The sequence below is a fragment of the Nocardiopsis flavescens genome (assembly GCF_900141985.1).
In the GTDB taxonomy this organism is placed as follows: domain Bacteria; phylum Actinomycetota; class Actinomycetes; order Streptosporangiales; family Streptosporangiaceae; genus Nocardiopsis; species Nocardiopsis flavescens.
The window spans coordinates 62,523-85,553 of sequence record NZ_FQZK01000007.1 but is presented as its reverse complement, the minus strand read 5'-3'; the positions used below and the strand labels follow the sequence as shown (position 1 = coordinate 85,553).

General features: G+C 74.2%; 21 protein-coding genes and 1 tRNA gene. 17 read left to right on the top strand and 5 right to left on the bottom strand.

Annotated features, from left to right (window positions below):
• The first annotated feature begins 136 nt into the window (after positions 1-136).
• The 5 genes from BUE45_RS13845 to BUE45_RS13825 all read left to right on the top strand — a co-directional run bounded on the left by BUE45_RS13845 (position 137) and on the right by BUE45_RS13825 (position 4,429).
• On the top strand, positions 137-670 hold the full coding sequence (locus BUE45_RS13845; RefSeq protein WP_073379729.1) for an ATP-binding protein: 534 nt from the start codon (positions 137-139) through the stop codon (positions 668-670).
• Positions 671-889: 219 nt separating this feature from the next.
• A complete protein-coding gene (locus tag BUE45_RS13840; protein ID WP_073379728.1) occupies positions 890-1,786 on the top strand; it encodes a bile acid:sodium symporter family protein in 897 nt (298 codons plus the stop codon).
• A gap of 175 nt (positions 1,787-1,961) precedes the next feature.
• Positions 1,962-3,167, top strand: a complete 1,206-nt coding sequence (locus BUE45_RS13835) for a sensor histidine kinase (RefSeq protein WP_073379727.1) — start codon at positions 1,962-1,964, stop codon at positions 3,165-3,167.
• The gene (locus BUE45_RS13830) at positions 3,155-3,811 is read left to right on the top strand and encodes a LuxR C-terminal-related transcriptional regulator (protein ID WP_073379726.1); all 657 of its coding nucleotides are present in this window, start codon (positions 3,155-3,157) and stop codon (positions 3,809-3,811) included. The genes BUE45_RS13835 and BUE45_RS13830 overlap by 13 nt, the downstream gene beginning before the upstream one ends.
• Before the next feature lie 132 nt (positions 3,812-3,943).
• The gene (locus BUE45_RS13825) at positions 3,944-4,429 is read left to right on the top strand and encodes a hypothetical protein (protein ID WP_143173351.1); all 486 of its coding nucleotides are present in this window, start codon (positions 3,944-3,946) and stop codon (positions 4,427-4,429) included.
• Between the two features lie 130 nt (positions 4,430-4,559).
• Here the strand turns inward: BUE45_RS13825 and BUE45_RS13820 are convergent, their stop codons facing one another.
• Positions 4,560-5,084 carry an LURP-one-related/scramblase family protein gene (locus BUE45_RS13820; protein WP_073379725.1) on the bottom strand — a complete coding sequence of 175 codons (525 nt, stop codon included), beginning with the start codon at positions 5,082-5,084 and terminating at the stop codon, positions 4,560-4,562.
• Positions 5,085-5,164: 80 nt separating this feature from the next.
• On the bottom strand, positions 5,165-5,620 hold the full coding sequence (locus tag BUE45_RS13815; RefSeq protein ID WP_073379724.1) for a MarR family winged helix-turn-helix transcriptional regulator: 456 nt from the start codon (positions 5,618-5,620) through the stop codon (positions 5,165-5,167).
• Positions 5,621-5,917: 297 nt separating this feature from the next.
• Between BUE45_RS13815 and BUE45_RS13810 the strand changes: the two genes are divergently transcribed.
• Complete coding sequence (locus BUE45_RS13810; RefSeq protein WP_073379723.1) at positions 5,918-6,619, top strand: exonuclease domain-containing protein; 702 nt, start codon at positions 5,918-5,920, stop codon at positions 6,617-6,619.
• A 39-nt stretch (positions 6,620-6,658) separates the two neighbouring features.
• Here the strand turns inward: BUE45_RS13810 and BUE45_RS13805 are convergent, their stop codons facing one another.
• Both BUE45_RS13805 and BUE45_RS13800 read right to left on the bottom strand, forming a co-directional pair.
• Positions 6,659-7,426, bottom strand: coding sequence for a FadR/GntR family transcriptional regulator (locus tag BUE45_RS13805; RefSeq protein ID WP_073379722.1), 768 nt, complete (start codon positions 7,424-7,426; stop codon positions 6,659-6,661).
• Between the two features lie 129 nt (positions 7,427-7,555).
• Entirely contained in the window at positions 7,556-8,470 is a 915-nt protein-coding gene (locus BUE45_RS13800) for an alpha/beta fold hydrolase (protein ID WP_073379721.1), read from the bottom strand.
• 250 nt (positions 8,471-8,720) lie between these two features.
• Here BUE45_RS13800 and BUE45_RS13795 point away from each other — a divergent pair, with 250 nt between their 5' ends.
• Entirely contained in the window at positions 8,721-9,875 is a 1,155-nt protein-coding gene (locus BUE45_RS13795) for a sensor histidine kinase (protein WP_073379720.1), read from the top strand.
• Positions 9,872-10,531, top strand: a complete 660-nt coding sequence (locus BUE45_RS13790) for a response regulator (RefSeq protein WP_073379719.1) — start codon at positions 9,872-9,874, stop codon at positions 10,529-10,531. Before BUE45_RS13795 ends, BUE45_RS13790 begins: the two co-directional genes overlap by 4 nt.
• A 496-nt stretch (positions 10,532-11,027) precedes the next feature.
• On the opposite strand, the gene BUE45_RS13785 is transcribed toward BUE45_RS13790, so the two are convergent.
• Positions 11,028-11,099 (bottom strand) — tRNA-Arg (locus BUE45_RS13785).
• A 117-nt stretch (positions 11,100-11,216) separates the two neighbouring features.
• On the opposite strand from BUE45_RS13785, the gene BUE45_RS13780 reads away from it, so the two are divergent.
• From BUE45_RS13780 to rpmE, 9 genes are all read left to right on the top strand, one after another.
• Positions 11,217-11,600 (top strand): response regulator transcription factor, encoded by a 384-nt coding sequence (locus tag BUE45_RS13780; protein WP_073379718.1) that lies wholly within the window; start codon positions 11,217-11,219, stop codon positions 11,598-11,600.
• Positions 11,597-12,688, top strand: a complete 1,092-nt coding sequence (locus BUE45_RS13775; RefSeq protein WP_073379717.1) for a DALR anticodon-binding domain-containing protein — start codon at positions 11,597-11,599, stop codon at positions 12,686-12,688. Before BUE45_RS13780 ends, BUE45_RS13775 begins: the two co-directional genes overlap by 4 nt.
• Before the next feature lie 111 nt (positions 12,689-12,799).
• Positions 12,800-14,185: a diaminopimelate decarboxylase gene (gene lysA / locus BUE45_RS13770; RefSeq protein ID WP_073379716.1), complete on the top strand. Its 1,386-nt coding sequence runs from the start codon at positions 12,800-12,802 to the stop codon at positions 14,183-14,185.
• A 55-nt stretch (positions 14,186-14,240) separates the two neighbouring features.
• Entirely contained in the window at positions 14,241-15,527 is a 1,287-nt protein-coding gene (locus tag BUE45_RS13765) for a homoserine dehydrogenase (protein WP_073379715.1), read from the top strand.
• Between the two features lie 226 nt (positions 15,528-15,753).
• Positions 15,754-16,812, top strand: a complete 1,059-nt coding sequence (gene thrC, locus BUE45_RS13760) for a threonine synthase (protein WP_178378544.1) — start codon at positions 15,754-15,756, stop codon at positions 16,810-16,812.
• Between the two features lie 79 nt (positions 16,813-16,891).
• Positions 16,892-17,854, top strand: a complete 963-nt coding sequence (gene thrB / locus BUE45_RS13755) for a homoserine kinase (protein ID WP_073379713.1) — start codon at positions 16,892-16,894, stop codon at positions 17,852-17,854.
• 443 nt (positions 17,855-18,297) lie between these two features.
• On the top strand, positions 18,298-20,268 hold the full coding sequence (gene rho, locus BUE45_RS13750; RefSeq protein WP_073379712.1) for a transcription termination factor Rho: 1,971 nt from the start codon (positions 18,298-18,300) through the stop codon (positions 20,266-20,268).
• A 359-nt stretch (positions 20,269-20,627) separates the two neighbouring features.
• Positions 20,628-22,424: an L-lactate permease gene (locus BUE45_RS13745; RefSeq protein ID WP_073379711.1), complete on the top strand. Its 1,797-nt coding sequence runs from the start codon at positions 20,628-20,630 to the stop codon at positions 22,422-22,424.
• Between the two features lie 364 nt (positions 22,425-22,788).
• The gene (rpmE, locus tag BUE45_RS13740) at positions 22,789-23,001 is read left to right on the top strand and encodes a 50S ribosomal protein L31 (RefSeq protein WP_073379710.1); all 213 of its coding nucleotides are present in this window, start codon (positions 22,789-22,791) and stop codon (positions 22,999-23,001) included.
• The last annotated feature ends 30 nt before the right edge of the window (positions 23,002-23,031 follow it).

Here is a 23,031-nt window from a genome sequence, read left to right as displayed (position 1 = left end):
TGTCCCAGGAGAGCCGGATCGCGTATGGTCATACCGGTCCCGCGCCGCCCGTCCCCCGCGGTGTCCCGGACACTCCCGCAGCCGCCCCCTCCCTCGGTTCGCATGCCCACTGAACCGCCCGCCCAAGGAGTCAGCCATGCCCTCCCTCGTTTCCGTGCCCGCCCTGGCCGAGACCGCGGACACCGCCCTCGCCGGTGTCCCGGACGAGTACCGGCACTACTTCAACGGCCGCCCGCTGCCCTTCGTCAAACGCCACTGGGAGTTTCCGGGACTGGCCGCGAGCATCCCCCTGGCACGCGCCTTCCTGGACACCTGTGCGGCGGCCCGCGACAGCGACTTCCGCTACCTGTTCGCCCTGCTCGGAACGGAGTTGTCGACCAACGCGATCAAGCACAGCAGGTCGGGGGAAGAGGGCCAGACCTTCGTGCTGCGGGCGACGCGCACCCCCACCGGCCTCACCCTCGTCTGCCGTGACAACGGAGCCCCCCACGACGGTCCGCCGGTCCCGCTGGCGCCCGGCGCCGAACGCCTGGCGGCGGAGAGCGGCCGCGGGCTGGCACTGGTCGACAGCTTCGCCACCACGTGGGGCGACAACGGCCACCCCAGCATCCGCAAGGTCTGGTTCCACCTCGCCTACGACATGACCGGCTCCTCCTGGCCCGCCGCCTGACCCCCGCCCCTCCCCGTACCGCGACCCCGGCACCGACCGGGGTCTTGTCTTTTCCGGCGGCGACATGGGAACATACCGGCCAGTACGTCGGATGTGATGCACATCACCGGAAGGCGCGATTCCGGGTGTCCGTCGGACGCCGTGCCGTCACCGAACGCGGTCCGTGAGCCCCCCGTCCACCGAGCCGCGCCCCCGGCGGCCCGACCACGAGGAGCCCCCGTGGACTCCACCATCGCCACGATCGCGCTGCCCGCCGCGCTCGCCGTCATCATGCTGGGACTGGGACTGAGCCTGACCGTCCCCGACTTCACCCGGCTGGCCCGGATCCCCGGCACGGTGGCCCTCATCCTGGGCTGCCAGATCGTCCTGCTGCCGCTGGTCTGCTTCGGCCTGGTCCTGCTGTTCCGGCCGCCGCCCGCCCTCGCGGTCGGCATGATGCTGCTGGCCGCCTCGCCCGGCGGCACCACCGCCAGCCTGTTCAGCCACCTGTTCCGCGGCAACGTCGCCCTCAACATCTCGCTGACCGCGCTCAACTCCCTCACCGCGCTGTTCACGCTGCCGCTCATCACCAACCTGTCGCTGGCCTACTTCATGAGCGACGGCGACACCCTGGGCCTGCAGTTCGACAAGATCCTCCAGGTCTTCGCGATCATCCTCATCCCCGTCGGCATCGGCATGCTCGTGCGGGCCAAGGCCGAGCCGGTCGCGCGGGCCCTGGAGAAGCCGGTCAAGATCGCCTCGGTGTTCGTGCTGCTGGGCGTCGTCTCCGTGGCCATCTACCAGGAGCGGGAGAACATCGCCGACTACATCGTCGCGGTGGGGCTCATGGTGCTGCTGTTCAACATCGCCAGCCTGACCATCGGCTACTGGGCGCCCCGCCTGGTGGGCACCGGCCGCTCCGAGTCCATCGCCTCCTGCATGGAGATCGGCCTGCACAACACCACGCTCTCCCTGGCCATCGCCCTCAGCCCGGCGCTGCTGAACAGCAGCGAGATCGCCGTCCCCTCGGCCGTCTACGGGGTGCTGATGTTCTTCACCGCCGCCGTCACCGGCGTCCTGCTGGCCCGGCGCTCGGCCCGCGAGGGCGCCGCGGAGGCGGAGCGGACCCCGACCTGACGCGTGTACGGAGGGCGCCCCCGCCGCCCTCCGCGCACGGTCGGCGCGTCCGTTTCGGCGGACCGCCGGGGCCGGGCGCCGACGGCCCCTTCCGGGTGCCCGCTGTAGTGTCCGGTGTGCTCCGCATGCCCCAGACTGTCGGATGTACGACGGTGCTGACGAAGGAGGACGGAGCATGGGCGCGACCTGGGCGGCCATCGGGAGGTCGGCCGGATACCTGGTGGCCTCCCTGGGGGCGGGGCTCGTCTCACTGGTCCTGCTGCCGCTGACCGCCGCCGTGGTGGTGGCCGCCCCGGTCGGGGGAGCGGTACTGCTGCCCGGCTGGGTGCGCCTGGTCGACCGGTGGGCCCGGTGGCACCGGACGCGGGCCGCCCGGCTGCTGGGCGCCCCGGTGCCGGAGATGCCCGCTCCCGAGACGGGGCTCCGCGGACTCCTGCGCGCCCGGTCCACCCGGCGGCTGGTCCGCTGGCTCCCGTTCGCCGCCGTGGCCGGGACCGCGGCCGGGCTGCTCGGCCTGCTCGCCGTGCTGATGCCGCCCGCTGCGCTACAGTTCCCGTTCTGGTGGGCGCTGCCCGGGGACACCGTGTTCCTGTGGCTGCGGGTCGCCGACCCGTTCACCGCCGCCTGTGCCACCGCCGGGCAGGTGACCGCCGGTCTGGTCCTGCTGCGCTGGGCGGTGGTCCCCGCCGCCCGCGTCCACGCCCGGCTCACCCTGACCCGGCTGACCCCGTCCCACGCCGAACTCCTGGCCGCACGCGTCGACGAGCTGAGCCGCACCCGCGCCGACGTGGTGGACTCCCACGGCGCGGAGCTGCGCCGCATCGAACGCGACCTGCACGACGGCACACAGGCCCGCCTGGTGTCCATCGCCCTGCAACTGGGCGTCGCCAAGGAGGCGCTGGCCGGCCACCCCGACGCCGTCGCCATCATCGAGCGGGCCCACGAGGGCACCGAGGAGGCGATGGCCGAGCTGCGCGAGCTGATCCGCGGCATCCACCCGCCGGTGCTCGCCGACCGGGGCCTGGTCGGCGCGCTGGAGTCCCTGGCCGGGCGCACCCAGGTCCCGGTGCGCCTCGACGCCGCCGACCCCGGCCGCCTTCCGGAGGCCGTGGAGACCGCCGCCTACTTCGTGGTCACCGAGGCGGTGACCAACGCCGTCCGCCACGGCTCGCCGACCGCCGTCGACGTCTCGCTGGCGCGGGACGGCGGCGTGCTCCGGCTGCGGGTGTCCGACGACGGCTCCGGCGGGGTGGACGAGGCGCGCGGGACGGGCGTCCGGGGCATCCGGCACCGGGCGGCGGCCCTGGACGGGACCGTCGCGGTGTCGAGCCCCGCCGGCGGTCCGACGGTGATCACCGTGGAGCTGCCGTGCGGATCGTGATCGCCGAGGACAACGTCCTGCTGTCGGCCGGGCTGGAGGCGCTGCTGGGCGCCCGCGGGTTCGAGGTCGCCGAGGTGGCGGCCGACGCCGGCGCCCTGGTGGACGCCGTGGACCGGCACCGCCCCGGTCTGGCCCTGGTGGACGTGCGCCTGCCCCCGGACTTTCGCGACGAGGGCCTGCGGGCGGCGGTCTCCCTGCGCGCCCGCCACCGGGACCTGGCGGTGCTGGTGCTGTCGCAGTACGTGGAGCGCCGGTACGCGGGCGAGCTGCTGGCCGACGGCCGGGGCGGGGTGGGCTACCTGCTCAAGGACCGGGTGGGCCGGGTCGGGGAGTTTGTGGACGCGCTGAAGCGGGTGGCGGCCGGGGGCACCGTGATGGACCCCGAGGTGGTCTCCCAGCTCCTGGCCCGCCGCGACGGCGACCCCGTGGACGCGCTCACCCGCCGCGAGCGCGAGGTGCTGGCGCTGATGGCCGAGGGGGCGGACAACCGGGAGATCGCCGCGCGGCTCGTGGTCGGCGACAACGCCGTGCACAAGCACATCGGCAACATCTTCGCCAAGCTGGGCCTGGCCCCGGCCGACCCCGGGCACCGGCGGGTCCGCGCCGTGCTCGCCTACCTCGACGGCGGGGGCGCCCCGCGGTGACCGGTTGCGGCCCCGGCCGACCGGCTGCGGACCGAAAACGCGGACACAAGAGCACGGAGGGGTATCTTCGGTCCTTTCAGTGGGAAAGAGGACTTCATCCGAGTCGTCCCGCACGCCGGAAGGAGAGGTCGAGTGCCCTCCCGGAACCGCCTGCCCCTGATGCGCCCCATCCCCGGCGTCTACGTGCGCAGTGTCCGCCACAGCTGCGCGGGCGGCCACTTCGCCGCGGCCTGGGCCGAGGCCGAACCGCTGCCCGCCGGGACGCCCGACGGCTTCGCGTTCGTCGACGCGGTGCCGCCGCGCGGCCCGCGCGGCGCGCGGATGCCCGCGGAGCTGGCCCGCGCCTTCGCCGAGGGCGTCCGGCTGGCCTGGACGCCCTGCGAGGACGACGACGGCGGGGCGTCCCCGCCGCCGCTGGCCGCGCTGGTGCGCCTGGTGGACGCCCGCTGGCACGAGGAGGACTCCACCCAGCGCGCCTTCCGGACGGCGGGTGCCATGGCCGCCCGGGAGATCTCGCGCTGCGCCCGGGAGGGAGGCCTCCCGAGACCGGTGCTGCGCAGCCGCCGCGAGCCCTTCCTGCCCTGGGAACGGGGCCTGGTCGTGTCGGTCGGCGACTGAACGCCGGGCCCGCCCCGGGCCCGCCGCGGTGCGCTCGCCCCGTGCCGCGGACCCCGTCGGCGGTCGCCGCGGGCGGACCGCGGCGGCGCGTCCCGGGCGGCCGGGCCCGCCCCGCCGGCCCGGCCGGGGCTCACGCGTCCCCGTCGTCCTTCTTCTCGTCCTTGTCGTCGTCGGTGAGGGCGGCCACCGCGACCGCCACGCTGAGCGCCATCACCGGGTCACCCCCGAGGTCGGAGCGGTGGGTGTTGACGTCCACGCCGTAGGTGTCGCGGATGCGCAGGTACTTGCGGGAGATGTGCGCGATGGTGCCGTGCTCGTCGGAGACCACGTACTCCTTGCCCAGGAAGTCGCCGGTCACCTCCCAGTCCGGGCCGTCCTCGATCTCCACCACGAGCTTCTCCTTGAGCGGGTCGAAGAGCCGCTCGCGGACGGTGGCCACGGTCTTGCCGTCGCGCTCGATGCGCATCTGGTCGCGCACCTTGAAGAGCTTGCGGCGGATGGTGGTGAGGACGTTGCCGTCGGGGTCCTCCAGGTGGAAGGTCGTGCGGATGCGCAGGGCCTTGCCGTCGACGTGGTAGGCCTTCGTGCCGTCCTCGGTGGTCACCCAGAAGTCGTCGCCGATGTCGAAGAAGCGTTCGCGTACCAGGAATTTCATGCCCCCAACCTAGAGGGCGCGGTCCCGGCGCACCAGGGGGAGCGTCCGCCCTGTGGACAACGGGGCCCGCGGGCCCCGGATCACGGCAGCGGGCGGGGCTCCAGCCCGCGCAGGGCGCCCACCAGCGGTGCCAGCTCCGGGGTCCCCCCGGCCTCGGCCAGCGCCTCGCGCAGCACCCGGTCGTGGGTGGGCCGGGCCCGCTCCAGCAGTTCCAGCCCGGCCGGGGCGAGCTCGGTGTAGATGCCCCGGCGGTCGTCCGCGCACAGCACCCGGGTGAGCAGGCCGCGGTCCTCCAGGCGTGTGACCAGCCTGGTGGCGGCGCTGTTGGAGAGCGCGGCGGCGCGGGCCAGCCGGCGCATCCGCATGTGCCGGCCGTCCTGCCGGGCGAGGGCGTCCAGGACGGTGTACTCGACGACCGAGAGCCCGTGCTCGCCCTGCAGGACCCGCTCCAGGGCGTTCTCGATGAGGGCGTGCAGGGCCGCGAGGGTCCGCCAGCCGTGGGCCCGGATCTCGACGGCGTCGTCGGCGATGCCCATGTCAGGCCTCCCGGTGTCATGCGCCTGCGCTCGTTGCACACGCAACGGAAAATCGTCTCTCCGGACAGTACCCCCCATGCCGCCCGCCCTCCACGCCCCGGGTGCTTCGGCACGGGCCCCGCCGAATGCGTGAGCACGGGCCCGCCGCCCACTGCCGGTCCCGGCCACGCCCCGCCGCCGGGGCGGCCGCCGCCCGGCCGCCCCGGGGAGGACACGCCCGCCGGACGGCCCGGCCGGGCGCCGAACGTCCCCGCGAGGGGGCACGATAGGACCGCACCCCCGAACGGAAGGGCACACATGAGCTGGCACACCCGCCCCATGGCCGCGCTGGACTTCGAGTCCACCGGGCTGGACGTCTCCAGCGACCGGATCGTCACCGCGGCGCTGTGGCGTATCGACCCGGCCGCCGGCAGCAAGGAGAAGCTCTCCTGGCTGGCCGACCCGGGTGTGGAGATCCCCGCCGAGGCGTCCGCCATCCACGGCATCACCACGGAGCACGCCCGCCAGAACGGGCGACCCGCGGTCGAGGTGGTCACCGAGATCGCCGCCGCCCTGGAGAAGGCCGCCGCCGACGGGCTGCCGGTGGTCGTGTACAACGCGCCCTACGACCTGGGGCTGCTCCACGCCGAGCTGGAGCGCCACGGCCTGGCCTCCGGGTTCCTCCGGGACCTGCGGGTGATCGACCCCCTGGTGCTCGACAAGCACACCGACCCCTACCGGCGGGGCGGCCGCAAGCTCACCGACGTGTGCGCCCACCACGGGGTGCCCCTGGACGAGAGCCAGGCGCACGGGGCGGCGGCCGACGCGCTGGCCGCCGCGCGGCTGGCCTGGCGGCTGGGCGTCGCGCACGAGGAGCTCGCGTCCCTAGACCTGGACGGGCTGCACGCCGCCCAGGTGGGGTGGAAGGCCGAGCAGGCCGCGTCCTTCCAGGCGTACCTGCGGCGCGGGCGCGACCCGGAGGCGGTCATCGACGGGAGCTGGCCCCTGGCCGGGGTCTGAACGCCCGTCCGGCGGCGGGCCCGCGGCGGCCCGCCGCCCTCAGCCCTCGCCGGTGCGGAACCCCGGCAGGCTCGTGTACGCGTAGCGGATGTGCTCCTCCACCAGGTCGGCCGCCAGCTCGCCCCGGCGGGCCTCCACGGCCTCCATCACGCCCCGGTGGTGGGCGCGCAGCACCGCCGACGTCGCCGCCCAGTCGGGGGCGCTGCGAAAGCCCGCCAGCACCCGGTGCCTCATGGACTCGCGGATGGCGATGGTCATGTCCGCCACCAGCCGGTTCCCGGCCGCCTCGGCCAGGGCCACGTGGAAGCGGGTGTCGAACTCGTTGAACCGCTCGCGGTCCAGTGCCGGGTCGTCCATGGCGTCCACGAGGGAGCGCATCGGCTCCAGGTCCTCGGGGGAGGCCTCGCGTGCCGCGAGGGAGGCGCTGGTGCGTTCCAGCATCACCCGCGCCTCGATGACGTCGTCCATCGGGAAGCTCGTCAGCGCCACGTGCAGCCGCAGCATCCGGGTGAGCGCGCCGCTCGTCAGCGCGGTGACCACGGTGCCCGCGCCCTTGCCGGAACCGACCGAGGAGCTGACCACCCCGTGGGCCTCCAGGGTCCGGATCGCCTCGCGCACGGCGGCGCGGCTCACCTCCAGCCAGGAGGCGAGTTCGCGTTCGGGGGGCAGGTGGTCGCCGACCCGCAGGGCCCCGGCGACGATCTGCTCCTCGATGCGATCCACCACGAGCTCGTAGGCCCGGCTGCGGGGCACCGGCCGCCAGGCCGGCTCCGCCCGGGGCGCACCGCCCGTACTCGCCTCGTTCACGGCAGGGGCCCTCCGCTTTTCCTCGTCGCGTCGCGGTGCCGTCATCCTATGTTCGGCGTCCCGGTGGCATGCCACCGGGACGCCCCGCGTCCGTGGCGTGGAGCACCCGGCCCCGTGTACGGCGGACCCTCAGCCGGCGGCCCGGTCGGCCACCCGCCGCACGGCCTCGACGGCGAGGTCGGGCTCGTCCACGTGGATGTAGTGGCCGCTCCCGGACGCGGTGCTCAGCTCGGCGGATTCGGAGACCGCCAGCCACTTCTCCTGGCCCTCGGACCACACGCGCTCCAGCTCGTCGCCGTACTCGGGGATCTCACCGAGGTAGCGGACCCCGTGCTGGAGGACCTCCACCGGGATGTCCCCGGCCGAGCGGACCTCGGGGTCGCTCTCGATGACGATGCCCTCCGGGTTCTCGCCTTGGAAGACCGCGAGGTTCTGCGCCCGCACCTCGGCGCCGTCGCCCGTGGCCGACTCGGGGATCACACCGGTGATGTCGTCGATCATCGTCGGCGACGTGGCGTCCAGCAGGACCAGCCCGCCGACCCGGTCCCGGTGGTCGGGGGCGTAGCGGGCGGCGATCAGCCCGCCCAGGGAGTGGCCGACCAGGACGACCGGGCCGTCGCCCGCGACGTCGTCCAGGACGGCGGTCAGGACCTCCCCGCTGTCGGCGATGCTCTGGGTGCCCTGCGGCGCGTCGCTGGCGCCCTCTCCGAGGCGGTCGTAGGAGCAGACCCGGTCCGAGGCGGCCAGGGTCTCCTGGAAGTCGGCCAGCGTGTCGAGCCCGTCGCCCATCCCGGCCATCAGGACGATGACCGGCCGGTCGTCCGCGGGGGCGCCGGAGCAGGAGACGTGCACGGACGCGCCGTCGACGTCGAGCGTCTTGGACCCGGTGAACAGCTCCCCGTCGGTCATGACCTCGTCCGCGGCCGACTCCAGGTCGGCCCGCACCTCGCCCATCCCCTCACCCACGTCGGAGGCCACGGAGCAGCCGGTGAGGGCCGTGCAGCCCAGTGCGGTCGATGCGGCAATCCGGACGATGCGGGACACGGTGGCCTCCGGTAAGGGGAAGGAAGGGAAGGAAGGGGGCGGGGCGCCGGCGGACCGGGAGACCGGCCGGGGGGCCGTGGCGCCGCCCCGCGCCGCGGACGGAAGGGCCGCGACCGGGGAACACGCTACGGAACCGGCGGGCCCGGGTCATCACCGTCCAGAGGGCACCCGCGTGTCGCTCGCACGGGGGACGGACGCCGGTCCGGGTACACCGTCGGGCGCTGGGTCACGGCGCCACTACACTGCTGCGGTGACCGGTCTTTGGCGCATCCCGCACCTGTGGCAGCGGCTCGACGTCACTCTCAGGGACCTGCCCCTGGGCCTCCTGCTGCTGGCCCTCTCCCTCGTCCCCGCGTTCCACGGCCACGGAACCCAGATCGGCGGTGTCGCGGACCGCCCCTTCGACTCCCTGGGCCTGCTCGCGGCCGTCCTCCAGTGCCTGCCGCTGGCCCTGCGGCGGCGTTGGCCCGCCCTCTCCCTCGCCCTGGTGGCGAGCGGCTTCGCCCTGGACCAGCTGTCCGGCTACCACCTGTACGCGGGCACCGCGATGCCCATCGCGCTGATGAGCGCCGGCGCGCACCTGCACCGGCACCGGATCGCCGCGGTCCTGGCGGCGTCGGCCGCCTACGTGGCGCTCGCCTTCGCGCTGTCCCGGGTCGGGACGGGCGAGACCCCGGCCGAGTGGGTGATGTTCTACGCGGCGCTCGGCCTCGCCTGGGGGATCGGGGCGTGGCTGCGCTCCACCCGGGCGCGGGAGGCCGAGTACCGCCGCCGCGTCGCCGAGGACACCCGCAGGGCCGAGCGCACCCGCATCGCCCGGGAACTCCACGACGTCGTGACCCACCACGTCACCGCGATGGTGGTCCAGACCGAGGCGGCCCGCCACCTCACCGCCCGGCCCGACCTGCTCGACGAGACCCTGGGCACGGTCACCGACACCGGGCGGCGGGCCATGGGCGACCTGCGCCACCTGCTCGACGTGCTCGACCCCGGGCACACGGCCCCCTCCTCCGCCGAGGGGCTGCGAGTCCTGGTGGAGCGGACCCGCCGGGCCGGTCAGCCGGTGGAGTTCACCGAGGAGGGCGAGCCGGCCGCCCCGCGCGGCGGCGCCCACCTCGTCGCCCACCGGGTCGTGCAGGAGGCCCTCACCAACGCCCTCAAACACGCGCGCGGCAGCCGCACCACCGTCCACGTCGGACACCGGCCCGGGGAGATCACCGTGGACGTCGGCACCGACCGCTCCGCAGCGCCGGGCGCCCCGCCCGGCGGGGGCCGGGGCCTGGCCGGACTGCGCGAGCGCGTGGAGTCCCTGGGCGGCGACTTCGCGGCGGGGGCGCGCGGAGACGGCGGGTTCGCCGTCCGCGCCCGCATCCCCGCCGGCGCCCCGGCCGGCGGGCCGGGATGAGCGCCCCGCTCCGCGTCCTGGTCTGCGACGACCAGGTGCTGATCCGCACCGGGCTGGCCACCATCATCGGCGCCCAGCCCGACATGGAGGTCGCCGGGGAGTGCGGTGACGGCGCCACCGCCGTCGGACTCGCCGGGGAGCTGCGCCCCGACGTCGTGGTGATGGACGTGCGCATGCCCGTGCTCGACGGTATCGAGGCCACCCGGCGGCTGGCCGGGGCCGGGGTGGAGCACCCCGTCAAGGTCCTCGTGGTCACGACCTTCAACCTCGACGAGTACGTCTACGAGGCGCTGCGCGCGGGCGCCAGCGGCTTCCTGCTCAAGGACGCGCCCCCGGCCCAGCTGCTCCACGGCATCCGAACGGTGGCCGACGGAGCCGCGCTGCTGGACCCCGAGGTCACCCGCCGCCTGGTCGGCGAGTACGCCGACCGCATCCGGCCCTCGCGGATCGCGGCGGCCGACTCCCCGCTGACCCCCCGCGAGCTGGAGGTCCTGCGCCTGCTCGCCGAAGGGCTGTCCAACGGCGAGATCGCCGCCGCGCTGTTCATCAGCCAGGAGACCGTCAAGACGTTCGTCTCGCGCATCCTGGCCAAACTCGGCCTGCGCGACCGCGTCCAGGCCGTGGTCCACGCCTACCGGCACGGGCTGGTGAGCTGACCCGCTCCCGCACCCTCACCCGCGGGTCCGCTGCGGCCCGGCCCGGCCGAAGCGGTCGCGGACGGGGACGCCGCCGCGCCCGGCGGCCGGGGGCCGCGGCGGCGTGGGCGCGCGAGCCGACCCCGGAGACGCCGGTCGGTCCCGGGCGGCGGATACCGCCCGCGGTCCTGCCGGACACACCCGGGGCCCGCCGTGTTCCCCCTCGCCGCGCGGGCGGCTGCGAAGATGCCGGCCCCGGCCACGAGCACCTTTCCGCCTCGGCGCCTGCCCGACCCCGGTGGCGGTACCCCCGCCACCGTGTCCACCGCCCGACCTCCCGAGCAGGCCGCGGCCGGTCCCGGTCCGGGTCCGTCTCCGATGCGCACCGGTGGACCGCCCGCGGACCACGGGGGAAGGGGAACAGGCGCGGGGCGACCCGCGCCCGAAAACACGAAAGGCGTCCCGAAGGACGCCGTCTCGCCTGCTCAGCGGGGTGAAACCGCTGTTCCGTCTTGTGTGCCCCCTGCAGGATTCGAACCTGCGCACACGGCTCCGGAGGCCGTTGCTCTATCCCCTGAGCTAAGGGGGCTGGCTTGCGTGAACAACTCTAGCAGGGGCGTCGCGCGCTTCGTCCACCCGTTTGCCGGGTGCGGCGGATCCCCCGTTCCGGTGGTGCCGCGCGCCCCGGCGGCGGTAGTGTCACGCCGTGAACGCCTTGCCCGCACGGGTTCTCGTCGTCGAGGACGACGACGTCATCCGCGAACTGATCCGCCTGAACCTCGAACTCGAAGGGTTCGAGGTGTTCACCGCCGTGGACGGGCAGGACTGCCTCGACCGGATCGGGTACATCGATCCGCACGTGGTCACCCTCGACGTGATGATGCCCCGGCTGGACGGCTGGACGACCGCGGAGCGGCTGCGCGCCCAGGAGTGGACGCGGACCCTGCCCATCGTCCTGGTCACCGCGCGCACCCAGGAGGAGGACGTCCGGCGGGGCGAGCGGATCGGCGTCGACGCCTACGTCACCAAGCCGTTCGACCCCGACGCGCTCATCGACGTCGTCCGCGCGCTGCTCGGGGGGCGCGGGTGACCCCGGCCGATCTGGAGGCGGTCGTGCGATCGGCCGCCGCCGACGCCTTCGACCTGCCCGCCGACCGGATCCCTTTCGTGTGGCCGCGCGGCGACCACGCCGACGGCGGCGCCGACGCCGCGACCGCGCTGGCGCCGCGCCTGGCGGGCCTGGTGGGGGACCGCCTGCCCGCCGGGGCCGGGCGCCCGCACCTGCGGGTGGCCGGGCGCATCGCCGCCCGGATGGCGGAGCTGCGCGACCGGGGCCGCCTCTCCTACGCCCGGCTGCACGCCGACGACCGGGGCTTCCTCAACGTCACCCTGGGCGCCCGCCAGCGCGACGACCTGCTGCGCGAGGCCGCCGCCGACGGCGCCCGCTTCCTCACCGGCCGGGTGTGGGGCGGCGCGGGGGAGTGGCCCCGCACCGGCCTGCACGCGGCCGGGCCGGTGGCGCAGGCCCGGCGGTGGGCGCGGGCGGACGCCCGCGCCCGCATCGCCCTGGCCGCGGCGGACGGGACGCCCGCGCCGCCCGCCGCGGGGGAGGTCTCCTGGCGGGACCCCTACCTGGACGGCGACCGCGACGCGCTGTTCACCCCCGCGGCCCGGGCGCTGGGGGCGGTCGGCGAGGACAGCGCGCGCATCGCGTTCTGCCGGTCCGTCCCGGAGCGCCCGCGCGAGACGGAGACCACCGGCCGGGACCTGCCGGTGCTGCCGTCGGCGGAGTACCCGGGGGCGTGGGCGCGCCTGACCGACGCCAACCCCGCGTTCCGGCTGCGCTACGCCCACGCCCACGCGGTGTCCCGGGCGCGGTGGGTGGCCGAGGGGGCGCCCCGGATCACGGCGTGCGAGCGGCACACCGCGCCGGTGCGGCGCGCCCTGGTGGACGGGCCCAGCGCCCTCGACGGCGCAGCGCGCCGAGAGGAACCCCATATCCTGGTCCGATACCTGGAAACGCTGGCCGGTGCCTACGATGAGTGGCGGACATGTCCCTCCGCGGCCACCGCGCCGGCGGAGTACACCACCGCCGACCCGGCGCTGCCGTCCGCCGTCGCCGGGGTTCTCCGCACCGGACTGTTCCTGCTCGGGGTATCCGCGCCCACAAGGCTGTGACCCCGCCGCGCACGGTGGGCGACACCCGCCCCCTGCGTTCCGATCGGAGAAGTGGACAATGGGGGAGGGGTGCCGTCCCTCCCGTCACGCCGTTCCAGTCGAAAGCCCGTTATGAGCCGCTACGCCCACCCCGCCGGATCCCGCCACGCGGAGATCCTCCCCGAGGACAACCCGCCGCTGCCGCCCGAGGACCTGAACTCCCTGGATCCCCGCGTGTGGCCCGCCACCGCCCGCCGTGAGGACGGCGAGCTGGTCGTGGGCGGCGTCGGCGTGCGCGAGCTGGCCGACGCCCACCGGACGCCGCTCTTCGTCATGGACGAGGAGGACTTCCGGGCGCGCGCCCGCGACTACGCGACCGCGTTCGCCGGGTCCGACGTCTACTACGCGGGCAAGGCCCTGCTCACCAAGGCGGTGGCCCGCTGGGTCATCGAGGAGGGCCTCAAGCTCGACGTCTGCTCGGGTGGCGAGCTGGCGGTGGCCCTGGCCGCGGGGGTGCCCGCCGAGCGCATCGGCATGCACGGCAACAACAAGTCGGAGCGCGAGCTGCGCCGCGCGGCCGAGGCCGGGGTCGGCCGGATCATCATCGACTCGCTGGACGAGATCGAGCGCCTGGAGGCCGTCGCCGCCGACCTGGACCGGACCTGCGCGGTCCTGATCCGCGTCACCACCGGCGTCGAGGCCCACACCCACGAGTTCGTGGCCACCGCCCACGACGACCAGAAGTTCGGCTTCGCGCTCAGCACCGGCGCCGCGGCCGAGGCGGTCCGCCGGGTGCTGGCCGCCCCGCACCTGGACCTGGTGGGCCTGCACTCGCACATCGGCTCGCAGATCTTCGACACCTCCGGCTTCGAGGTGGCCGCCCGGCGCGTCACCCGGTTCCTCGCCGACGTCCACACCGACCTGGGCGTCACCCTGGCGGAGCTGGACCTGGGCGGCGGACTCGGCATCGCCTACGTCTCCGACGACGCCCCGCTGGACCCCAAGACCATCGCCGACAGCCTCACCTCCATCGTGCGGCGCGAGTGCGAGGAGGCGGGCCTGCCGGTGCCGCGCCTGGCGGTCGAGCCGGGCCGCGCCATCGCGGGTCCCCCCGGGATCACCGTCTACGAGGTCGGCACGGTCAAGGACGTCGAGGGCATCCGCACCTACGTCAGCGTCGACGGCGGCATGAGCGACAACATCCGCACCGCCCTGTACGGGGCCCAGTACACCGGCCGCCTCGTCTCGCGCGAGAGCGACGCCGGGCCGATGCTGTCCCGCCTGGTGGGCAAGCACTGCGAGAGCGGCGACATCATCGTGCACGACCTGCACCTGCCCGCCGACCTGCGCCCGGGCGACCTCGTCGCGGTCGCGGCCACCGGCGCCTACTGCCTCTCCATGGCGAGCAACTACAACCACCTGCCCCGGCCCGCGATGGTCGCGGTCCGGGACGGTGCCGCCCGCGTGATCGTGCGCAGGGAGACCGAGGAGGACCTCCTCCGCCTGGACGTCGGCTGACCGGTCCGCGCGAAGACGGTCAGAGGATCACGAGAGAACTGGGAGTCACGCCCAAATGGCCATGAAGGTGGCGCTGCTCGGATGCGGCGTTGTGGGTTCGCAAGTCGTCCGCCTGATCGAGGAGCAGTCCGAGGAGCTGGCCGCACGGGTCGGCACGCCCATCGAGGTCGCCGGGATCGCCGTGCGGCGCATCGACCGCGCCCGCGGTGTTGCGCCCGAGCTGCTGACCACCGACGCCATGGCCCTGGCCACGCGGCCCGACATCGACGTCGTGGTCGAGGTGATCGGCGGGATCGAGCCGGCCCGCTCGCTGATCCTCGCGGCGATCGGGGCCGGCAAGTCCGTGGTCACGGCCAACAAGGCGCTGCTGGCGGAGGACGGCCAGACGCTGCACGCCGCCGCCCGCGAGGCCGGGGTGGACCTCTACTACGAGGCGTCGGTGGCGGGTGCGATCCCGCTGCTGCGCCCGCTGCGCGACTCGCTGGCCGGCGACCGCGTCAACCGGGTCCTGGGCATCGTCAACGGCACCACCAACTACATCCTGGACCGGATGGACTCCCTGGGCGCCGGGTTCACGGAGTCCCTGGAGGAGGCGCAGGCGCTGGGCTACGCCGAGGCCGACCCCACGGCCGACGTGGAGGGCTTCGACGCCGCGGCCAAGGCCGCGATCCTGGCCCGGCTGGCGTTCCACACCCAGCGGGTGACCGCCGCGGACGTGCACCGCGAGGGCATCACCGGGGTGACCGCCGCCGACATCGCGAGCGCCCGCGCGATGGGCTGCGTGGTCAAACTCCTGGCGATCTGCCAGCGCTCGGAGGACGACAAGTCGGTGGGCGTGCGCGTCCACCCGGTGATGCTGCCGGTCGACCACCCGCTGGCGAGCGTCAAGGAGGCCTACAACGCGGTGTTCGTGGAGGCCGAGTCGGCGGGCCGGCTGATGTTCTACGGCGCCGGCGCGGGCGGCACCCCCACGGCCAGCGCGGTGCTGGGCGACGTGGTGGCCGTGGCGCGCAACCGCCGGGCGGGGACCTCCGTCGCCGAGGGCGGGCACGACACCGGCCTGGCGGTCCACGACATGGGCGAGACCATCACCAGCTACCACGTGTCGCTGGACGTGGCCGACCGTCCGGGCGTGCTGTCCAGGGTCGCCGACATCTTCGCCCGCCACCAGGTGTCGATCAAGAACGTGCGCCAGGAGGGGCGCGGCGACGACGCGCAGCTGGTGCTGGTCAGCCACCCGGCGCCGGACGCCGCGCTCCGCCGCACCGTCGAGGACCTGCGCGGCCACGACATGGTCCGCGAGGTCGCCAGCGTGATGCGCGTGGAGACCTTCGCGGAGTGAACCCGGCCGGGGACGGGGGCCGGGCGCTGCGCCCGCCCCCCGGTCCCGCGCGGGCCGTCTCGGCATACGGACAAGTGCGACCGCGATTCGAGATGATTCCGGCCGGGCCGTAGACTCGTGGCAGGTGGGGGCCGCGACGCGGCCCCGCCCAGGGGCGGTCCGCCCCGCCTTTCCACCGCGCGTCGAGCGGAAACCGCATCCACCCGAAAGGGAAACCGTCGTGAGCATGGCACGGGCCTGGCGAGGCATCGTCGAGGAGTACCGCGACCGCCTCCCCGTCAACGAGAGCACCCCGGTCGTCACCCTCCAGGAGGGCGGCACGCCCCTGCTGCCCGCCACGCGCGTGTCCGAGCTCACCGGCTGCGAGGTCTTCCTCAAGGTGGAGGGGCTCAACCCCACCGGCTCCTTCAAGGACCGGGGCATGACGATGGCCATCACCAAGGCCGCCGAGGACGGCGCCAAGGCCGTCATCTGCGCCTCCACCGGCAACACCAGCGCCAGCGCCGCTGCCTACGCCATCCGCGCCGGGATGACCTGCGCCGTCCTGGTGCCCCAGGGCAAGATCGCCATGGGCAAGCTGGCCCAGGCACTCGTCCACGGCGCCCGCCTGCTCCAGGTCGACGGCAACTTCGACGACTGCCTCGAACTCGCCCGCAAGCTCAGCGTCGACTACCCGGTCGCCCTGGTGAACTCGGTCAACCCCTACCGCCTCCAGGGCCAGAAGACCGCCGCCTTCGAGATCGTCGACGCCCTGGGCGACGCCCCCGACATCCACTGCATCCCCGTCGGCAACGCCGGGAACATCTCCGCGTACTGGATGGGCTACACCGAGTACGCCCGCGACGGGGTCTCCACCCGCAGCCCGCGCATGTTCGGCTTCCAGGCCAGCGGCGCGGCGCCGATCGTCAACGGCGCCCCGGTGACCAGCCCGAGCACCATCGCCACCGCCATCCGCATCGGCAACCCGGCCTCCTGGAGCCTGGCCGAGCAGGCGCGCGACGAGTCCGGCGGGATCATCGACAAGGTCACCGACCGCCAGATCATGGCCGCCTACCGGCTGCTGGCCGCCGAGGAGGGCGTGTTCGTCGAACTCGCCTCCGCCGCCTCCGTCGCCGGCCTCCTCCAGGCCGTCGGCGCCGGTCTCGTCGAGCGCGGCAGCCGGATCGTCTGCACGGTCACCGGCAACGGCCTCAAGGACCCCGACTGGGCCCTGGCCGGAGCCTCCTCGGCCACCACCGTCCCGGTCGACGCCCTGGCCGCGGCCCGGGCCCTGGACCTGGCCTGACCGCCCTCCCGCGGGGCCGCGCCGACGCGGCCCCGCGGGAGCCGGCCCGCCGTGAACACGGAAGATGAGAAACCCCGCCATGACCCCACCGCGCCCCGCCCGGGTGTCCGTCCGCGCCCCGGCCACCAGCGCCAACCTGGGCCCGGGCTTCGACGCCCTGGGCCTCGCGCTGACCCTGTACAACGACTTCGAGGCGGTACCGCGCGACGACGGCGAACTCCGGGTGGAGGTGCGCGGCGAGGGGGCGGACGAGGTTCCCACCGACCACCGCCACCTCGTCGTGCGCGCCATGGCCGAGGCGTTCGACCGTGCCGGTGAGAAGCTCCCCGGACTCACGCTGACCTGCGTCAACCGCATCCCGCACGCGCGCGGCCTGGGCTCGTCGTCCTCGGCGATCGTCGGGGGCGTCGCCGCGGCCGCCGCACTGCTCGGGCGCGCCGGCCCCGACGGCGGCCCCGACCGCGACTGGATCTACCAGGTCGCCGCCGACCTGGAGGGCCACCCGGACAACGTCGCCCCGTGCGTCTTCGGCGGCTACACCGTCGCCTACCGCGAGGGCGACCGCTGGGGCGCCGTCTCCCTGGAGCCCGACCCGCGCCTGATGCCGGTGCTGTGCGTCCCGCAGTGGCGGCTGTCCACCGAGCGCGCCCGCGGGCTGCTGCCCGGGAGCGTCCCCCACGCCGACGCGGCCTTCAACGCGGGCCGCGCGGCGCTCATGACGGCGGCCGTTTGTGGCCATCCCGAAACCCTGTACGCGGCCACCCGGGATCGGCTACACGAGGAGTACCGGGCGCCCGCCATGCCGCGCACCCTCGACCTCGTCCGCGACCTGCGTGACCAGCGGGGACTGCCCGCCGTGGTCTCCGGGGCGGGGCCCACGGTGCTGGTGCTGTGCTCCGTGGCGGAGGGGGCCGCCGGGGTCGATTCGCCGGAAATCACCGAAGTGCTTGATTCAATCCGTCGGAGTGCGGGTAATGATTGGGACATACGCCCCCTGCCGGTCGAGCAGGCGGGGGTGCGGTCCCCATCTCCCCATCCGTAGCACCATGTGTCGAGGAATAGCCGTGGCCTCTGGTGATGTTAGGCTAGGTGAAGCACCAGATGCCCCGTTGAGGGGCGAGTGCTCATCCGCCACAGCGGCCTCCGCATCCCATACTCCGGTGGTCCGGTCCCACGACCGTCCGGAGGCGGTGGCCGGTGTGTCGATTCCGCGGTGTCCCCGCGACTGTGTCGACGTCTCCGCTGCCTGCTCCTCCTCCCCGGATGAGCGCTCCGCCGCGGTCGATCGGCAGCACCACCGAGCCATCCGCCCCGACGTCCGGCTGTACCCAGAGCCCGCCGCGATCGGGTAGGGGACCGTCTTCTCGCCGGTTTCCGAACATCCACGTGGGGCACGCCCTACCCGGCCCAGCCGGTTCGCACCACCGGGCCGGCCGCTCCAGCACCCGCTGACGGCCGAAGCCCGCTCCTTGGGAAGGACCCTTAGTGAGCGACACCACCGAACTCCGAACGGACGCGGCGGTCGACAGCAAGAACAGCGCCGACGCCTCCGGAGCGGAGGCCGGCGACGCTGCGGCCACGACGTCGCCGAGCAGGTCCCGCGCCGCGGCGCGCGGCACCGGTCTCGCCGCCCTGAAGCTCCCCGAGTTGCAGAAGCTCGCGTCGAGCCTGGGCATCACCGGCACGGGGCGCATGCGCAAGAGCGACGTCATCGCCGCGATCGAGGCCAAGCAGGGCGGTCCCGTGGGAGCACCGGCCAAGGCCAAATCGCCGAAGAAGGCCGAGACCGAGCCCGAGGCCGGTAAGGTCGAGGCAACCGACAGCCGGTTCCAGGAGCCGTCGGGCTCGGACGAGGCGCGCACGCGCGCCGACCGGTCGTCGGACCAGGCCGTGACCGACTCCCAGGGGCGGGGCGAGAAGGCGCCCCGCAGCCGCCGCTCCTCCCGCAGGCGCGGGGACGAGGGCGGCGACCAGACCCGATCGGTGGACGGCACCGACTCCTCTACCTCCGCGAGCAGCGTGACCAAGACATCCAGCACCCCCCAGAAGACCGGCTCCGACAGCTCCGAGGACCGCGAAGGCCGGTCCGGACAGGGTCGTGAGCGCCAGCGCAACCGCCGCAACCGCAACCGCGGCGGCGACGACCAGGGCGCCGGAAACGCCCAGCAGGGCGGCGGCCCGCAGGGCGGTGGCCAGGGCGGCAGCCCGCAGGGACGCGGCGGCGGCAACGCCGACGACGACGAGTTCGGCGGTCGCCGCCGGGGTCGCCGCCGGGACCGCAGGGACCGCCGCGGCGGCCGGGGCGGCCAGGAGCCGGAACCGGTGATCGGCGAGGACGACGTCCTGCTGCCGGTCGCGGGCATCCTCGACATCCTCGACAACTACGCCTTCGTCCGCACCACCGGCTACCTGCCCGGGTCCAGCGACGTCTACGTCTCCCTGGCCCAGGTGCGCAAGCACGGCCTGCGCAAGGGCGACCACATCATCGGCGCGGTCCGCCAGCCCCGCGACGGCGAGCGCAAGGAGAAGTTCAACGCCCTGGTGCGCCTGGACTCGGTCAACGGCATGTCGCCGGAGCAGGCCAGGCACCGCCAGGAGTTCTCCAAGCTCGTCCCCCTGTACCCGCAGGAGCGGCTCCGCCTGGAGACCGAGCCGGGCGTGCTGACCACGCGCATCATCGACCTGGTCGCGCCGATCGGCAAGGGCCAGCGCGGCCTGATCGTCTCCCCGCCCAAGGCGGGCAAGACGATGGTGATGCAGGCGATCGCCAACGCCATCACCGAGAACAACCCGGAGTGCTACCTCATGGTGATCCTCGTGGACGAACGTCCCGAGGAGGTCACCGACATGCAGCGCACGGTCAAGGGCGAGGTCATCCACTCGACCTTCGACCGTCCGGCCGAGGACCACACGGTCGTCGCCGACCTGGCCATCGAGCGGGCCAAGCGCCTGGTCGAGATGGGCATGGACGTCGTCGTCCTGCTGGACTCCATCACCCGCCTGGGCCGCGCCTACAACCTGGCCGCCCCGGCCAGCGGGCGCATCATGTCCGGCGGTGTGGACTCCACGGCGCTGTACCCGCCCAAGCGCTTCTTCGGCGCCGCCCGCAACATCGAGGGCGGCGGGTCGCTCACCATCCTGGCCACCGCGCTGGTGGAGACCGGCTCGCGCGCCGACGAGGTGATCTTCGAGGAGTTCAAGGGCACCGGCAACATGGAGCTCAAGCTCAGCCGCTCCCTGGCCGACAAGCGCATCTTCCCCGCGGTCGACGTGGACGCCTCCAGCACCCGCAAGGAGGAGATCCTCATGTCGCAGGAGGAGCTCGCCGTCGTCTGGAAGCTGCGCCGTGTCCTGCACGCGCTCGACTCCCAGCAGGCCATCGAGCTGCTCCTGGACAGGATGAAGGACTCCAAGAGCAACGCCGAGTTCCTGCTCCAGGTGCAGAAGAGCACCTGACCGCGGTACCCGTGGCACCCGCGGCGGCCCTCCCCACCGGGGGAGGGCCGCCGTTCGTCGTCGGCGTCCCCGGAGGTCCCGCTCGCCCCCGGGCCTGTTGTGGGAAACCAGGGCCGGCCCGAGTCGCGCCTCCACGGAACCGGCCCGCCCCGCTGTGAGCGGGTGTCGACCAGGGGAGCCGAGGCCCCTTCCCCACCCGGGGGAGGGGCCGCCTGGTTTCAGGATGCGGAAAACCCGGGCTGTCAGGCGAAAAAGATCACCGATGTGTTGCAGGTCACTCCGGGGGTCTGTCGTCGCCGCGGAGAACGTTTTAGGGTCGGCCCGGCCGAGTACCCCAGCCGGACCAGGGAGCCGTCCACATGGACAACCCCGCCCTGCTCAGCCTTCTCGCACTCACGCCGATCCTGCTCGTCGGAGTCCTGCTCGTCGGGTTCCGCGTCCCCGCCATGTACGCCATGCCCGTCGGCTACGCGGTGGTCGTCCTCATCGCCGTCACCGCCTGGAACACCGAGTGGGTGGCGATCGCGGCCTCCACCGTCCAGGGCCTGATCCTCGCCATCGGCCTGCTCTACATCATCTTCGGAGCCCTGCTCCTGCTGGCGACCCTCACCAAGAGCGGCGCCATCGCCACCATCCGGGCCACGTTCACCGACATCAGCCCGGACCGGCGGGTCCAGGCCATCATCATCGGATGGCTCTTCGGGAGCTTCATCGAGGGCGCCTCCGGGTTCGGCACCCCCGCCGCGGTCGTCGCGCCCCTGCTGTTCGCCCTGGGCTTCCCCGCCATGGCCGCCGTCATGGTCGGCCTGGTCATCCAGAGCACCCCCGTCAGCTTCGGGGCGGTGGGCACCCCCATCCTGGTCGGGGTCGCCGGCGGGCTGGAGGGCTCGCCCGACGTCGCCGAGCGCGCCTCGGCGCTGGGGCTGACGCTGCCCGAGTTCGTCTCCCACATCGGGTTCCAGACCGTCCTGCTGCACGCCGCGGCCGGCACCCTCGTCCCGCTCTTCATCAGCTGCATGCTCTGCGGTTTCTACGGCGGGCGGCGGCGGTTCTCCGACGGGTTCGGGGTGTGGAGGTTCGCCCTCTTCTCGGCCTTCGCCATGACCGTCCCCTCCGTCCTGTACAACCACTTCCTCGGCGTGGAGTTCACCAGCCTCCTCGGCGCCCTCACCGGCCTGGTCATCGTCGTCCTCACCGCCCGCAAGGGCTTCCTCATGCCCCGGGAAACCTGGGACTTCCCGCCCCGGGAGGACTGGCTCGCCCGGTGGAGCGGCAGGCTCGCCCACGGCAACGGGGACGACGGGCCCGCCGCCGAGCGGCGCATGGGCCTGCTCCGCGCCTGGTCCCCCTACCTCCTGGTGGCCGCGCTCCTGGTCGCCACCCGCACCATCGAGCCCGTCAAGGCCTGGCTGACCGGCATCACCGTCGGGGCCGCCGACATCTTCGGCACCTCCGTGGCCCAGGTCGTCGAGCCCCTCTACTCGCCGGGCGCCACCTTCATCCTGGTCTGCCTCGTCACCTACGGCCTGCACCGCATGAAGGGCGGGGAGATCCTCGCCTCCTGGGGGATGGCGGGCTCCCAGCTCGCCGGGGCGGCCGTCGCCCTGCTCTTCGCCGTCCCCCTGGTGCGGGTGTTCATCAACACCGGCTCCGACTTCGGCGAGACCGCGCTCGCGAGCATGCCCCTGACCCTCGCCGCCGGAGCGGCCGAGCTCGGCGGCACGGCCTGGCCCCTCCACGCCCCCTGGATCGGGGCCCTGGGCGCCTTCGTCGCCGGGTCCAACACCGTGTCCAACCTGATGTTCTCCCTCTTCCAGTTCTCCACCGCCGAACGCATCGGCGTGCCCCCCGAGACGGTGGTCGCCGCCCAGGCGGCCGGCGGCGCCGCGGGCAACATGATCACCGTGCACAACGTGGTCGCGGCCTCCGCCGTGGTCGGCCTCGTCGGCCGAGAGGGGGACCTGATCCGCCAGACGGTGATCCCGATGGTCTACTACGTCCTGGCCGCCGGCGCCCTGGCCCACATCTTCATCCACGGGGTCGGGTTCAACGCCGGGACCGCGGTCCTGGCGGCCCTGCTGCTCCTGCTCGCCGGCCTGGCCGCGTACCTGCGGCGGTCCGACGCGCGCCGCGCCGCCGACCGTCCGGGCCGCTGAGGGAAGGGGGCCGGCGGCCGTCGCGGCCGGGTCCGGGGCCGGGCGCCGGACCCGGCCGGCCCGCCGGTCCACCGCCGGCACGGTGCGGGCCGGGGGCACCCGGCCCGCGCCCTCCGGGCGCGGATGTCCGGGACGCCGGTGCCCGGCCGCGGAACCGGCGACGGAATAGACACCGGTCACGGCACGGTTGTGGTTCTGGCAAACTGGTAGCCGGGGATACGGTCGGCCCTCCTCCACGGGAGCCCGCCGCCCCTTACCTGGATCGCCGCGACACCGGTTCGCGCATGACCTCGACGACGCCCCACCCGCGCGGTGGTGCGTCAGGCGTGCGTCCGGCGGTCGCGCATGAACAAGGAGACACACGATGAAGGCCGACATCCACCCCGAGTACGTCGCCACCGAGGTGACCTGCACCTGCGGTGCCCACTTCGTGACCCACAGCACGGTGGCCGAAGGCAAGATCCGCGCCGAGGTGTGCTCCGAGTGCCACCCGTTCTACACGGGCAAGCAGAAGATCCTCGACACCGGTGGCCGGGTCGCCCGCTTCGAGAAGCGCTTCGGCAAGCGCACCAAGTAGCGCCGCCCGCTCCGCCCGTGGCGCCGGACC

Coding starts and splice junctions, on each gene's coding strand:
- BUE45_RS13845 (WP_073379729.1), top strand. CDS start 137: ATGCCCTCCCTCGTTTCCGTGCCCGCCCTGGCCGAGACCGCGGACACC.
- BUE45_RS13835 (WP_073379727.1), top strand. CDS start 1,962: ATGGGCGCGACCTGGGCGGCCATCGGGAGGTCGGCCGGATACCTGGTG.
- BUE45_RS13820 (WP_073379725.1), bottom strand. CDS start 5,084: ATGAAATTCCTGGTACGCGAACGCTTCTTCGACATCGGCGACGACTTC.
- BUE45_RS13815 (WP_073379724.1), bottom strand. CDS start 5,620: ATGGGCATCGCCGACGACGCCGTCGAGATCCGGGCCCACGGCTGGCGG.
- BUE45_RS13810 (WP_073379723.1), top strand. CDS start 5,918: ATGAGCTGGCACACCCGCCCCATGGCCGCGCTGGACTTCGAGTCCACC.
- BUE45_RS13790 (WP_073379719.1), top strand. CDS start 9,872: ATGAGCGCCCCGCTCCGCGTCCTGGTCTGCGACGACCAGGTGCTGATC.
- lysA (WP_073379716.1), top strand. CDS start 12,800: ATGAGCCGCTACGCCCACCCCGCCGGATCCCGCCACGCGGAGATCCTC.
- BUE45_RS13765 (WP_073379715.1), top strand. CDS start 14,241: ATGGCCATGAAGGTGGCGCTGCTCGGATGCGGCGTTGTGGGTTCGCAA.
- thrC (WP_178378544.1), top strand. CDS start 15,754: ATGGCACGGGCCTGGCGAGGCATCGTCGAGGAGTACCGCGACCGCCTC.
- thrB (WP_073379713.1), top strand. CDS start 16,892: ATGACCCCACCGCGCCCCGCCCGGGTGTCCGTCCGCGCCCCGGCCACC.
- BUE45_RS13745 (WP_073379711.1), top strand. CDS start 20,628: ATGGACAACCCCGCCCTGCTCAGCCTTCTCGCACTCACGCCGATCCTG.
- rpmE (WP_073379710.1), top strand. CDS start 22,789: ATGAAGGCCGACATCCACCCCGAGTACGTCGCCACCGAGGTGACCTGC.